We start from the raw sequence: 12,840 nt of genomic DNA on the forward strand, positions 1-12,840 counted from the left end.
TACCATTGATAGCATTATTATCCTAATGATCAGTAGTTGCCGGACGAGTTTCTTCTATTATATTTAGGCATATAATTAAAATTTTGTATCTTGAAGGAAACTAGTCTGTTTGATTTAAGTAAAAAGCTAATTCATACTGAAATGATAGAAATGATTAGCAAAGAATAGGGGAAAAACATGGAAGGTAAAACACATATTGTTGGGGGCTTAGCAGCTGGCGCTCTATATTTAAACTTGGGAGGAGCAGTTGGCCATGAAGCTCTTTTTTTTGGCAGTTTAGTTCTTGGTGCTTTAATGCCGGATATCGACCACACCGGTTCATCTATTGGCCGAAAGATACCGTTGATTGATAATATAGTCAGTTCAGTATTCGGTCATCGGTCCTTTACTCATAGTCTTTTGTTTTTAGTTTTAGCATTCTTCTTATTTCAGCAGACTTCCTGGCCTAAAGATATTCAATTAGGTATCTTGCTGGGAATGTTCAGTCATATGATTCTGGATATGCTCACAAAACAAGGAATTAAGTTTTTATGGCCTTTAAAAATCCATATAGGTATACCTGGTGGAATTCGTACTGGCGGTGCAATTGAACAAGGATTTTTCACCGTCTTAGTCATATATATTTGCTATGTAGGTTATCATATTTATTTATAAACCCGGAAGAAAATTATATAGGGAACTTCAGGCTACTTTCATTCGTTTATCGCGATTTTCATCCTGTTTACTGAAACCGTGACGACTCACTTAAAGAAGGCAACCCAATTACAGACTTGCCTTCTTTAATCCCCGTAATTTTTTAATCTTACTTTTTCCTTATGCTTCTTTTAGACATGACGTGTCACTATTTTTACTTTATTTTTGGACCGTATTTGATAGATTTCTTAACGAATTTATGCGGTAAATTATTACAGGAAATAAGCGAAATAAAAGACTGTCGAGTGTTTCTCGACAGCCTGAGGATGTCCCTTAGGTATTTTCTAAATTCTTTTTATGAAGCTGGTTCAACTTTTGTTGCTTTATAGCCTGAGCCATCCCATTGGAGATACACACGATATTTTTGCGAGCCTTTTGCTTTTGCTGATACAGTCCCGACTGAACCGCCTGGGTTGCTTTTGTCGCTCCCTAAAAACCATACAATCATATTGCTTTGATCTATTCCAGCAGCAGAAGAGATTGTCTGTAGCATCTCCTGCCAATCTTGAGAACTTGAATCATAGCTTGAAACATGTTGCTGACCCGTTTGTGCCGGTGTCTCAGGTGCTCGTGATGTTGTTGAACTTAACTGCGAGCTACCCGAAGAAGATGAGGATGAATTGCCTTCTGATACTGTATCGCTATTCGTTTGATCATTTTGAGTTTGAACTTGGGACGATGAGTCGCCATTTGTTTGATTACTTGTTGAATTCTTTTTTGCAGCAGTCTCATCCTTCTTTATGTTGTGAACCGATTGTTTTTTGCCTGAGGCTTGAACACTTTTTTGGGATGCTGCTTGGTTATCTCCCGACGAAAAAATCGAATACGAAACAAATGCAATAAGTATAAGTACGATTACAATTGATCCGTTTAAAATGAAATTGGTTTTTTTCCTTTTTACTCTAGACGTTGCACGTGAATTGTCTCGAAAATTATTCAAAATAACCACTCTCCCAAAACCGAGAATGTTAACATTCTAACATGTGTGGTGAAAAACTTGAAGTATTTTATCACAATATTACATATTATGGCACTTTATATCTATTTACTGATACCTTCAATAATGCAATTTAACCATTTCGTAAAACGACTGATAAACCCATTTTTTATTGCCAGTCATATCTCCTTTTCGAGAGCCACGATGGTTTGCCTTATTACGCCCACCTTGTCAGCTAATTGCTGCCGTCATTTCATCATGGTTGAATCGTAATTTACAGATGTGATTGCCGACAAGAGTTTTGCCCATATTATACTCCTTTCCTATAGTGATAAAGTTTCGTAACGGAGCCATGCACTACCTCATATTGGAATACGTGTTATTTTAGATGCAAAAAAATTAAGTAATAAATGGTATAATAGATACTCATAAAAGCAGAGGAGGAATTTATATGAATCTACTAGAAACCATCCTTATTTCAGTGACTGGAATTATGGCAGCGATAGGAATTAGAGTAAATATGGAATAAACAACAAAAGACCGCTGAATTGCTGTCTTTTGAATGGAGAGACAAAGGATCTTTTTGTATACCACCCCTTATGTCAATCTAAGTGCCATTTTAACTATAAATTTAAGAAAAGAACCTCAAAAAACGGAAACCTTTATCAATAAGAAGAGGGTTTTTGTTTCAATTCTAATTATGCCCATTTGTATATGGAAACGAAGGGGCACTATTCGAGAAAGGCACCCTCTGCAATAGACGTTTGAGTTTTTACCCATATTGTTAATCACAATCACATTACTCGAAGCTTCTTCGATTGAATTCGCTATCTGTCTATAATGCATAGCCCTCTCTCTCCACCAATTTTTTTCGTTATCTCCACTAAAATCAACGCTTAAGTCACTAACACTGTTACACATTTAATCTGTTAATCTGTTACACATTTACTTGGTTCCTCTTCAGAATATGCTTATAAATCAATCATTTAGCCTCCCTTAAGCGGAAAAAATCGTGTCGCTATCCTATCTCGAATCAAGAATTTGAAAAGGGCGGAGCTTTTAAGCTATTTTTCTTAATTTTTATTATGGTAATTGTATTAAAAAATTGCTGCTTGAATATCCCATAATAATGCTTTTAGTCACTAACGGTGATGTCAGTGACCTATGTGTTCTCACGTTATCACGCAGGAATTTTAGGATTTAAAAAGAAAAACAGGCTAAATTATAAACCTGTTTTAGTCCCTATATCTTAGTCGTAGGCCAAGATTTTTATATTTTGTTTTGAATTATTCCATTTTCTAAGCCTCTAATGTTATATTTTTATCCACTTATATTCTCATAACACGACCATTAAACCTTTCGTTCCAATAGCCTTTTGTCATATCTTCTATGGCTACACCTCCATCTGGTTGTACCCCTATGAACTTACCATTACCAATATAGTTACCAACATGTCCGTCTGATGTGTAAGTATCAAAGAATACAAGATCTCCTGGCCTCATTTCACTAGGTGATACTGGCTGCGCTTTTGGCCACCACTGGTCTCAGGATTCAGGAGATTGCCCAAAGTCGTTGGTATGATCTCTACTACGATCGTGGAATAGGAAAATATTATCTTAAGGTTCAGGGAAAACGGGATGAAGCCCGACATGCATTGATCAAGAAATTAGTTTTTGAAAGGCTTCAAACATTAGTAAGAAAACGGCTTTCCCCACATCTTGCCCCCACGGATGAGGCTCCTTTGTTTACTACCAATCGAGGAAAGGCTTACGATTTTAGGGATTTATCTAAATATGTCACCAATATCATCAAGCAAACCAATTTTGATTTTATAAAATACAAACAAGGAAACGTGACACCCCATTGGTTTCGTCACTATTTTGCCCAGGAAGCCCATCGATGTGGAGAACCTCTCTTGTTTATCCAAAATACATTAGGGCATAAGAAAGTAACAACCACGGAAATTTATTTGAAAGAAATCATGAAAAAGGAAAATGATGCAGCGCATTACATTGATGAGAAGAAATATTAGGTAGGTATACAGGAGTCATGATGGAGCAATGACCGGATAAACTCTCTGATAAATGTACATTTAAAGGTTCGTAGTCTTCAATAAAAATTCTAAGCTGGTTTTTAAACCGCAATGTGCAAATAATTGCCAAAGAGCAGCCATGAATACTGGATTGTTGACTCTGTTAATTTCTTCATCTAAGTCTTGTTATTATGTACTAGATCTCAGTAATTTATGGTTTTTGGTAATCGCCATAAGTGGATTTACGTGGAAAATATTTACCTTTGAACTGTTGTTGTCAGTCACTTTTAGGTCTATGACACGCACCCTGTCCTCCCTCCTATATTTGGTCTTTTTTGTAAATTAAAATGAAAAAGGGTGCGGTAATTTGAAAAAAGCTAAAATAAATGATTAGATTCTGTCTAAAAGAGGAATTATTGGGATTGTGAAAAACGTTTATGAAAATTCCGTTTTGATTAAAATCCTTAAAAATCCTACGGGGATTGATTATGAAAATAATGTAACCTTTATCAACCATAAAAACTACGAGATTATTAATAAAGCAGCTATACAATCGTAAAAAGAGCCTGGACCTTCCAAGCTCTTAATTTTTTCAAGAAGTTAAAACTACCTTTTTACTTCTCAATTCATTGTTAATATACTTTCTGTTTTTATATAAAAATTGAATTAATTCATTTCTTTGTAATTCCTGTTCATTTTGATCACAATAATTTAAACCTTTACCGTGAACAGTCCATTTTTGCTCTTCTTTGTAAAACATTAATGTCCAATTCCCATTCCGGGTATGATCCTTAAATACAAAATAATTTTTATTCCTTTGTTTATCGCATTCAGCTATGTCTAAAAAGTTATTTAGAAAATATTCAATATCTTTCTTGTAAATGATCAATTTCATATTTCCTCTCTCACTACCTTCTTATTTTCTGTTATTTATCATAATCCGTTAATGCCGAGATAGTTGTTATCCCCTTCTACTCCTTACGAAGAATGATTAGCTTTTAAAGAACCAAGCTTCCACTAAGGATACAGCTATACTATTCTTGGCTAGTTACAGCATTATCCCATAAAAGAAAAAGCCTGTTTTGTAGAACAGGCTTACAAAAAATATATATTAAAGGGGGTCTGCTTTTCACCCTGAGGGTGTAATCTTAATTCGTATCAGTATCAAGGTGTGCTTTATTCAAGTCGAACGCAAGTTTAACAATGTCTCCAGAATGAGCATTTGCACGGGAATCAATTCTTGCAATAACATCGTTTACTCTTTTTCCATCATTGAATCCTCAATATGTAGGTTGAATTCCTGTACAGCGGTTACTTTATTATCATAAATTTTATAAATGTGATCTAATTTTAATTCTGCCATTGGGATAACTTCCCAGATGGTTTATTTATTAATAGTTTACGGGGAGAGGCAGAATTTAGGTATGGTCAAGGTGCACAAAATTATAGTAGTAACTTTTGGGCACTTTGTTAATTGATTTAAGAAAATCACCCTGATTCTTAAAAATATTTATTTTCCATATTTTATAAATTACCACTGAGAAAAAACTTTACTCCGGTTTGATTAACGCCCTCAGGCCAACTTAACTTCAACCTGCGGCAAATGTAGGACTAAAAACTGTCCTTTCTTCTTTAAAAAATCGTAATCCCTTTGGTTAGTTGATCCAATCCGTATCAATTCCTTTGTTACCTCCTCAAGTATTTCTTCTCTTAATTTCAATCTACTCCCCCCTTTTGAGCTTTTAATCTATTGATTTTCCGATTTTTAGCTCTTTCAGTATGGCGGCGTCAGCCGTAAATGGAACAGGAACCTATGGAATGTAGGCGTGAGCCCCGTACAGTCCATAGTTATCGGTCCATTTAATGCCGAAGAGACACGTACGGAATGACAGAAAGGGTGTTTTTCTTCTTTATGAACAGTCCGTAGTGCTGCCGACCTAAATAAGCTATTTATGCACCTGTTCTAGATCTTTAAAGTTCTAATTTCTGAAGAAACGCGCAGCCTTAAGGCTGCAACAAAGCCCCCTATTAGGAATTCAAGATATACTTTTACAAATTTAGATTACTCAGAAAGATTTAATACAGTGACTTTTTCACGTGTCATCGATTCAATGCTCTTTCGGATTCCTTGCGCTCCCATACCGGATCCTTTTACTCCGATAAACGGGAAGTGATCAGGACCGCGTTCCGTACGTCCATTAATTTGAACAGAACCTGTTTCCATTTTATTTGCAATCGCAAATGCTTTGTTTATATCTTTCGTAAAGACACTTGCCTGTAAACCAAATTCAGATTCATTGGCAATCTTGACCGCTTCTTCATCAGATGATACACGGATGATTGGCAGCACAGGCCCGAACGGTTCTTCCCAGGCTACGGCCATATCTTCTGTCACATGGTCGAGAAGAGTAGGGTAAATTAAATTGCGTTCACGCTTATTTCCAGTTAAGAGTGTTGCCCCTTTCTCAATCGCATCCTCAATTAACCCTTGAACGAAGTCAGCAGATTGTTCATCAATTAACGGGACTACCGTGCTGCCCTCTTCCGGAGAACCGACCTCCAATTTTTCAATTTCGTCTTTTAAAATCGTAGCAAGCTCGTCTGCCACGCTGTTATGAACTAATACTCGTTTAATCGCTGTACAGCGCTGACCGGAATAGGAAAATGCTCCGCTAATAATATGATTCGCCGCTTCCTTTAAATCAGCATCTTCACGCACAATCCCAGGATCTTTCCCGCCAAGTTCAAGGACAAGTGGGATCATGCCTGCTTTTTTCGATAAGCGGGTACCAGTATTTGTGCCACCTGTAAAGGAAATCATATTGATGCCTGCATGCTCAACCAAGTAATCACCAATAACAGAACCACGTCCTGTCACGATATTTACAAGACCTTTTGGCAGGTTTGCTTTGTGAAGAGCTTCAATCATTTTGATTCCACTGATTGCTCCTTGTGTAGCAGGTTTAAAGATGACTGCATTTCCTGAAATAAGTGCGGGTGCCAGTTTAGCTGCAGCTAAGTTGACCGGATAGTTAAATGGAGGGATGGCCAAGACTACACCAAGCGGAACACGATCAACAATCGCAATCTTTGACTTTGAACCACCTGGAAAGCTGTCTCCTTTCAAACTTTCACCATTCATATGCATTGCTTCTTCTACCGTGAATCGAATAAAAGTTGCAGTACGTACGACTTCACTCTTTGCATCTTTGTAGCTTTTTCCTACTTCTTTCATAATAATTTCGGCAATTTCATCCTGCATGTTTTCTAATTCATCTGCCCATTGATACAAAAACTTTGCTCGTTCCTGAAGTGAAGTTACTGCCCAACTTTTTTGTGCATTATGAGCATAATAAATTGCCTCATCAACCTCTTCAGGTGTTATGGCTTGTACTTCTCCAATCACTTCATAAAGATATGGCGAAGTGATTTTAATTGTTTCACCTGACTTACTTTCTCTCCACTCCCCATTTATATAAAAAGGATAAGCTGTTAAGGATAATACGTTTGTATGCATAATAAATCCCCCTTTGATTTTGGAATATATTTAAATTTATCGAAAAATATGGCATGTACTATTTTCACTATTTATTTTAAAAAATAATTGTGTTGTAAAAAGAGAATTTACTAATTTGCACCTTTTACCATTTAACCCTAATGCAGTAAGTATCATATTGGAGTCTCTTGGGGTATGACTGGATAAAACGAATGAATACCCTGGTTATTAAAAAGAAGAAAATAGGGACGGAATTTATCCACCGCGGACAAAAATTGTCCCGGTTAGGTATAAAAAAATTCTTCCCCATCTTAATCCGTTTATTACAACCAAATCTATTTACTAACGTTGATTTACCATATTTCGAAAAAACTAAATGTATTGATCATACTATTTACGAGGAATATGTTTTCTTAAAAGGAGTTTCGACTATTCGATTATGGGTCTTCCTCATATGATTCAATTGTCTTATCCCTACAATCCCAACATTCGCATCGGTTTCTCTCCATTTTTGACAATTCAATTCCACAAAAGATACAATTATCCATTTGTATAATCCCCCTTTCTGTTGGGGCTAAAAGCCTCCAAACAAAAATAACTTTAATGTCAACTAAGGAAGCCTTCTCATGCTTTTGCTTTTTACCCTATTAATAAATTAATCTATTCCAAATTCTATAATTTGAGTGAAAAGAATTAATTTTCTTAATATTTAGATGATAAATTCAATTGTACACATTGAAAACGAATTCAATAAAGAATTATTTTTCGGGAAAATTCGACATTATTTTTAATAAATGTATCAAAGATTGGTAATAACACGGAGATTTGGGGGTTGTTACCCTCAAAAAATAGCCGATACCATTTGAACTAACAAATACATCAGGATTCATTACTGACATTGCAATAGTTGGTTATTTCCACACTTAATTGATGGCAAGGAAAAAAGTCTCTTAAAAGTATGATGAAGAAAGTAGTGCCTGGTTTATTTGAGCATTCTTTTAAATGAAGGTCAAATCCTAATCCATCCATCATCTTTTGCACCTCTTTATTTATATGCTAAGTTTAAAACTCTATAAAGCATTTCAAACAATACTAAAAACAAATATTATTTGATAGTTTAAATGAATATAATGTATATTATATTCTGAGTTATAATTCTGAATAGAAGTTGCCAATCCAGCTTATCTATTCAAAAAAACTCACATGTTATTAGCCCTATCACTTTATTGATGTCCCTCACTTCGGATTTATCGTCTAAAAATCCGAAGTTCTGTTTTTCTGAATTTCACATCATTTAGTGGCATTGTGATTTGATTGCATAGTTTAGTAAATAATCATTAATTAGGAATTCTACATAGTTTATGGGAGTGGTAAATAGGATAGATTGTTTTAGGAGGTAACTGTAAATAGGAGGAAAAAGTGAAAATATCATCAGGGTTATTTTCAATCTGATTACGGTTTCCTTATTAAGTTTGGTAAATCAAAAGAAGTAGAATTTAAAAAATTAGATCACGAGAATATATGTGAGTAAATTTCATTTTTGAAAAACAATAAACGTTCGAAGCCGAAAATCATTAATACAAAATTGCAGCCTCCATATAAATATAAAAACTGGTATTGTCCGAAGTGATATCAGAGGTATTAGAAGCATATTGCTAATTGCCGTAGAATCGAAATAAGATTTAGGAGGAAATTGACAATGAAAGTAAAATACAAAGACGATAGTATATACGGACCAGGCCTAACAGATTTCCCTTATCAGCAAGGTGACTATGTAACGATTGTTGTTCGCTATTGGACTTCTAAAGAGGACGAAGAAGATATTTATTATCATGGCCATATAACACAATTAGAGGACGAAAGAATAGGTTTTTGGGCCATTTTAGATGATGACCCCAATCAGGAAGAATTTTTTCACTTTGGAGATATAGAAGCGGTCTTTGACGGTGATAAAATCCCCTTTCTAAGTGGATGGACTAAACGTAAAGAATAGTTGCAAACAGTTACATAAAAATAATAAAAGCCTACAAACAAGGTGACCCTTTTAATTATCCAGTCCAAATTGAATATTGAAGTTTCCAGTACCTTAAATGAGATAATTTGTAGGTACGAAAGATATTTGTTTACTTTGTAGCTCAGATTATTACTTATTGCTCTGGGCGTTTTAATCAATTAAAACTATTTTTCTTCAACAATCTTGCCCATTTGTTGAAGAAAACAAAGACTTAACCAACTAATCTTCACAAAGCTAGCTTCAGTGCTAAAAATTTTTCCACTGTTAAATAGCCCTTTATTCTCGGTGAATAAAGGCTATTTTGACGAGTTTCTTCTACTATAAATTGATACTTTTCAAATTAATTTCATATTCCTTAACTAATTAATAAAAAGTTGTCTTTTTAACACCTATTTCCATCATTGCTTCCTCAGCAGTCATCTTTCCTGATTTCCATCGATGATAAGTTTGTTTAAAATCTTCCGTAATTATAGATTTCGTTCTGCCAAAAGCTACACCGTTTTTCAATGCCACATTTATACCTTCACGCTGCCTTTTTCGAATTCGATAACGTTCGTCCTCTGCCATGCAAGGAAGAATTTGTAAAACCAGATCGCCAATAAATGTGCCTAGACCATCTTTAAATTGCGTGGCATATCTCTAATATCACAATGTCGGCCTGAATGTTTTTCGTAATGTCATTCCACTCCTTTAAATTCTCTTCTTTGTTTCGTCCAAAGCGGGCAACTCCCAAAAATAGTAATTTGAACTTTGTACCATCCTAGTGGCCAATGTATCGGGAATTTAAGAGTGAAAAACAACTAAAAAAGACTGCCGGCCAATCGATTTTTCCGATTTGGCCAACAGTCCTATTCGGTTCCGGGAAGCTTTTTATTAATGTAGAATCTTCCCAAGAAAGCTTTTTGTCCTTTCGTGCTTAGGAGCCGTAAACAACTCATCAGGCTTTCCTTCTTCGATGATGGTTCCCCCATCCATTAATAAAACTCGATCCCCAACTTCCTTTGCAAAGCCCATCTCGTGGGTTACTACAACCATAGTCATGCCTTCCTTGGCCAAATCCTTCATTACCTTTAACACTTCACCCACCATTTCGGGGTCAAGTGCCGATGTTGGTTCATCAAAGAGCATCACCTCAGGCTTCATTGCCAAGGCACGAGCAATGGCCACACGCTGCTGCTGGCCTCCGGATAATTCGTCCGGATAGCTGTTTTCTTTATGAGCCAGTCCCACTTTTTCAAGTAGCTGCCGTGCAAATGCGTCACTTTCTTCCTTTGACATTCTTAACACTTTTCGAGGTCCAATTGTAATATTTTCAAGGACGGTTAAATGATGAAACAAGTTAAATCGTTGAAAAACCATTCCAACTTTTTGACAAACTTGATGGATATTTGTTTTGGGATGGGTGATTTCCGTGCTGAATATGGTAATTTTCCCACCCGTTGTTGTTTCCAGCCCATTTAAGCATCGAAGAAATGTGCTTTTTCCACTACCTGAAGGACCGATTACAACAACCACTTCTTTGGGATGGATTTCAACAGTGACATCTTTTAAAACATCCAATGTGCCAAATGATTTTTTCAAATGCTCAACGTTTATCAATTTGCAGCCTCCTTTCCAGGTAACCGGCAAAACGTGTAAGTACGAAAATAACAACTAGATACAGAAGGGCAACTTCCCCATAAATTTGAAATGCTGCAAAGTTTTCAGCAACAATGATCTGTCCAGTGTAAAGGAGTTCGACAATTGCAATAGGAGCGAGCAAGGACGTATCCTTAATTGTTTGGGCAAATTGGTTGACCAAAGGTGGAATCATTCGTTTAAACGCCTGCGGCAAAATAATATTGATCATTGCCTGAAAGCGGGTCATCCCGATACTGTGTGCCGCTTCGCTTTGCCCACGGTCTACACTAAGAATACCAGCCCGAATGATCTCTGTAATATATGCGCCTTCATTTAAGGCTAATCCAATTCCGGCTGCAATGTATGGGTATACACCGGAACCAAACCATTGATTTAATGGAATAACCGTAGGTAGTCCCAAGGCTATAAAAATAAGTTGAACAAGGAGCGGAGTTCCGCGGAACACCTCAACATATACCCAGCTTAGTCCCCGTAATACACGAAAACGGGAAAGTCTGAATAATGCAGAAATAAGTCCGATAATACTTCCAAGAATAATCGCAATCAGTGAAAATTCAACAGTTCGTCCTAAAGCATGAAATAATTGAGGGAAAGCATGTACCATAATGTCCCAAGAATTCAAAGGATTACCTCCTTAATGTTAACAAAAAAACACCTATTGGCGGCCTGTATGGCCGATGCATTGACAACTTTTTATATCCACATCAAAGGCGTAGCAAAAGAGAGCTACGCCTCATATCAGGTTACATTTATTCAGACTATTTATTCGTTTAATGCTGCCTTATCTGGGGCAAGATCCTCATTGACGACTCCACTTTTATCTCCGCCAAAGTATGTGCCAAAAAGTTTCTCATACTCACCATCTGCTTTAATGGCCTTTAATCCATCATTAATTTTTTTCAATAAATCCGGATTACCTTTAACTACAGCAATTCCGTAATACTCACCAGTAGGGATGGATTGGATGGCATGTACATCCTTATGACTATTGGCATAATCTGCGTTAACCGGGCTATCAAACACAACTGCATCAGCGCCGCCACTTTCTAGTGCACTATACGCATCAGTGATATTGTCGAATTGTTTAATGTTTTGAGCCGGAATACCTTTCGAAATTAACAGGTCAACAGATGATGTACCTTTTTTGGTTGCAATAAGTTTTGACTTTAGATCATCTAAACTTTTAGCGGAAGATGACGTTTTGGCAAGAACTGAAATCCCCGACTTGTAGTAGGCATTTGAGAAATCAACTGCAGCTAACCGGCTTTTCTTTATGGTAATTCCGGCTACTGCCACATCGACCGATTTAGCCTGAAGAGCAGGAATAAGGCCAGTGAACTGCATAGTAGAAAGTTCAACTTTAAGGTTTTCTTTCTTAGCAATCGCGTTAATCATGTCAATGTCAAATCCTTGGACCTTTCCATCCTTTTCTGATTCAAATGGAGGAAAAGTCGTATCAGCTGCTACTTTAATTGTTTGTTGCGAAGATGTGCCGGTGGCATTTGATGATGTAGTTTTACTAGTACTGCTACCACATCCAGCTAACACACCTGCGGTAAGAACACCTGCGAGTATAAGAGATCCATACATTTTTTTATTGATCAAAAATAAAACCCCCATCTATTTAATATATTAATATACAATTGTATTTTTAAGTTTATTATTAATATTCAATATTTGTCAACTCAGAATAGAATTAATATTTTTATAATTTATAATATTTTTATTCCATTTTCCAATCTTTCGGGTAATTATAATAACTGTCAAATTGATTACCAACAAAAAAAGGAAAGCTAATCTCCATTTATTTTTCCTATTTCTCCTCAAAACTGAACAAGAACTGCCTTTGTCCGGAAGACTTGCCTAACGATAAATTTTCTTTTTATTTTATCTAGTTATCGTTGTGTATCCAGACTTTCCTGATGATTCCCCTGTAGAGATCTTATATAATAAGAATCTATCTTAGATTTTGTTTATTTTCTATTATTCTTGTCCATCCTTATCGTATAAGGAGGGATTACAAAATG

Annotated in this window: 13 protein-coding genes and 1 pseudogene; 4 read left to right on the plus strand and 10 right to left on the minus strand. The window is 36.1% G+C overall.

Features of this window, described 5'->3' with window-relative positions; translation table 11 throughout:
• Positions 1-177: 177 nt before the first annotated feature.
• The gene (locus tag ACZ5XR_RS29270) at positions 178-654 is read left to right on the plus strand and encodes a metal-dependent hydrolase (RefSeq protein ID WP_464502811.1); all 477 of its coding nucleotides are present in this window, start codon (positions 178-180) and stop codon (positions 652-654) included.
• Between the two features lie 334 nt (positions 655-988).
• On the opposite strand, the gene ACZ5XR_RS29275 is transcribed toward ACZ5XR_RS29270, so the two are convergent.
• A complete protein-coding gene (locus tag ACZ5XR_RS29275) occupies positions 989-1,633 on the minus strand; it encodes a YrrS family protein (RefSeq protein WP_464502812.1) in 645 nt (214 codons plus the stop codon).
• Between the two features lie 1,325 nt (positions 1,634-2,958).
• Positions 2,959-3,147, minus strand: a pseudogene (locus ACZ5XR_RS29280) (C40 family peptidase); the annotation flags it as partial.
• 11 nt (positions 3,148-3,158) lie between these two features.
• Between ACZ5XR_RS29280 and ACZ5XR_RS29285 the strand changes: the two are divergent.
• The gene (locus ACZ5XR_RS29285; RefSeq protein ID WP_464502813.1) at positions 3,159-3,662 is read left to right on the plus strand and encodes a tyrosine-type recombinase/integrase; all 504 of its coding nucleotides are present in this window, start codon (positions 3,159-3,161) and stop codon (positions 3,660-3,662) included.
• A gap of 424 nt (positions 3,663-4,086) precedes the next feature.
• A complete protein-coding gene (locus tag ACZ5XR_RS29290; RefSeq protein WP_464502814.1) occupies positions 4,087-4,221 on the plus strand; it encodes a DUF2187 family protein in 135 nt (44 codons plus the stop codon).
• Positions 4,222-4,254: 33 nt separating this feature from the next.
• Here the strand turns inward: ACZ5XR_RS29290 and ACZ5XR_RS29295 are convergent, their stop codons facing one another.
• From ACZ5XR_RS29295 to ACZ5XR_RS29310, 4 genes are all read right to left on the minus strand, one after another.
• Positions 4,255-4,557, minus strand: a complete 303-nt coding sequence (locus ACZ5XR_RS29295; RefSeq protein ID WP_464502815.1) for a hypothetical protein — start codon at positions 4,555-4,557, stop codon at positions 4,255-4,257.
• 678 nt (positions 4,558-5,235) lie between these two features.
• Complete coding sequence (locus tag ACZ5XR_RS29300) at positions 5,236-5,382, minus strand: hypothetical protein (RefSeq protein ID WP_464502816.1); 147 nt, start codon at positions 5,380-5,382, stop codon at positions 5,236-5,238.
• A gap of 342 nt (positions 5,383-5,724) precedes the next feature.
• The gene (locus ACZ5XR_RS29305) at positions 5,725-7,179 is read right to left on the minus strand and encodes an NADP-dependent glyceraldehyde-3-phosphate dehydrogenase (RefSeq protein ID WP_464502817.1); all 1,455 of its coding nucleotides are present in this window, start codon (positions 7,177-7,179) and stop codon (positions 5,725-5,727) included.
• A gap of 858 nt (positions 7,180-8,037) precedes the next feature.
• Positions 8,038-8,190, minus strand: coding sequence for a hypothetical protein (locus ACZ5XR_RS29310; protein ID WP_464502818.1), 153 nt, complete (start codon positions 8,188-8,190; stop codon positions 8,038-8,040).
• A 667-nt stretch (positions 8,191-8,857) separates the two neighbouring features.
• Here ACZ5XR_RS29310 and ACZ5XR_RS29315 point away from each other — a divergent pair.
• On the plus strand, positions 8,858-9,151 hold the full coding sequence (locus ACZ5XR_RS29315; RefSeq protein WP_464502819.1) for a hypothetical protein: 294 nt from the start codon (positions 8,858-8,860) through the stop codon (positions 9,149-9,151).
• A gap of 384 nt (positions 9,152-9,535) precedes the next feature.
• Here ACZ5XR_RS29315 and ACZ5XR_RS29320 read toward each other — a convergent pair whose 3' ends face one another.
• The 4 genes from ACZ5XR_RS29320 to ACZ5XR_RS29335 all read right to left on the minus strand — a co-directional run bounded on the left by ACZ5XR_RS29320 (position 9,536) and on the right by ACZ5XR_RS29335 (position 12,418).
• Positions 9,536-9,685, minus strand: coding sequence for a hypothetical protein (locus ACZ5XR_RS29320; protein ID WP_464502820.1), 150 nt, complete (start codon positions 9,683-9,685; stop codon positions 9,536-9,538).
• Between the two features lie 360 nt (positions 9,686-10,045).
• Positions 10,046-10,771, minus strand: a complete 726-nt coding sequence (locus ACZ5XR_RS29325) for an amino acid ABC transporter ATP-binding protein (RefSeq protein ID WP_464502821.1) — start codon at positions 10,769-10,771, stop codon at positions 10,046-10,048.
• Entirely contained in the window at positions 10,758-11,435 is a 678-nt protein-coding gene (locus ACZ5XR_RS29330; RefSeq protein WP_464502822.1) for an amino acid ABC transporter permease, read from the minus strand. Before ACZ5XR_RS29330 ends, ACZ5XR_RS29325 begins: the two co-directional genes overlap by 14 nt.
• A 140-nt stretch (positions 11,436-11,575) precedes the next feature.
• On the minus strand, positions 11,576-12,418 hold the full coding sequence (locus ACZ5XR_RS29335) for a basic amino acid ABC transporter substrate-binding protein (protein WP_464502823.1): 843 nt from the start codon (positions 12,416-12,418) through the stop codon (positions 11,576-11,578).
• Positions 12,419-12,840 lie beyond the last annotated feature (422 nt).

The organism is Neobacillus sp. Fa239 (assembly GCF_055395235.1).

Coding starts and splice junctions, on each gene's coding strand:
- ACZ5XR_RS29315 (WP_464502819.1), top strand. CDS start 8,858: ATGAAAGTAAAATACAAAGACGATAGTATATACGGACCAGGCCTAACA.
- ACZ5XR_RS29270 (WP_464502811.1), top strand. CDS start 178: ATGGAAGGTAAAACACATATTGTTGGGGGCTTAGCAGCTGGCGCTCTA.
- ACZ5XR_RS29305 (WP_464502817.1), bottom strand. CDS start 7,179: ATGCATACAAACGTATTATCCTTAACAGCTTATCCTTTTTATATAAAT.
- ACZ5XR_RS29295 (WP_464502815.1), bottom strand. CDS start 4,557: ATGAAATTGATCATTTACAAGAAAGATATTGAATATTTTCTAAATAAC.
- ACZ5XR_RS29310 (WP_464502818.1), bottom strand. CDS start 8,190: ATGATGGATGGATTAGGATTTGACCTTCATTTAAAAGAATGCTCAAAT.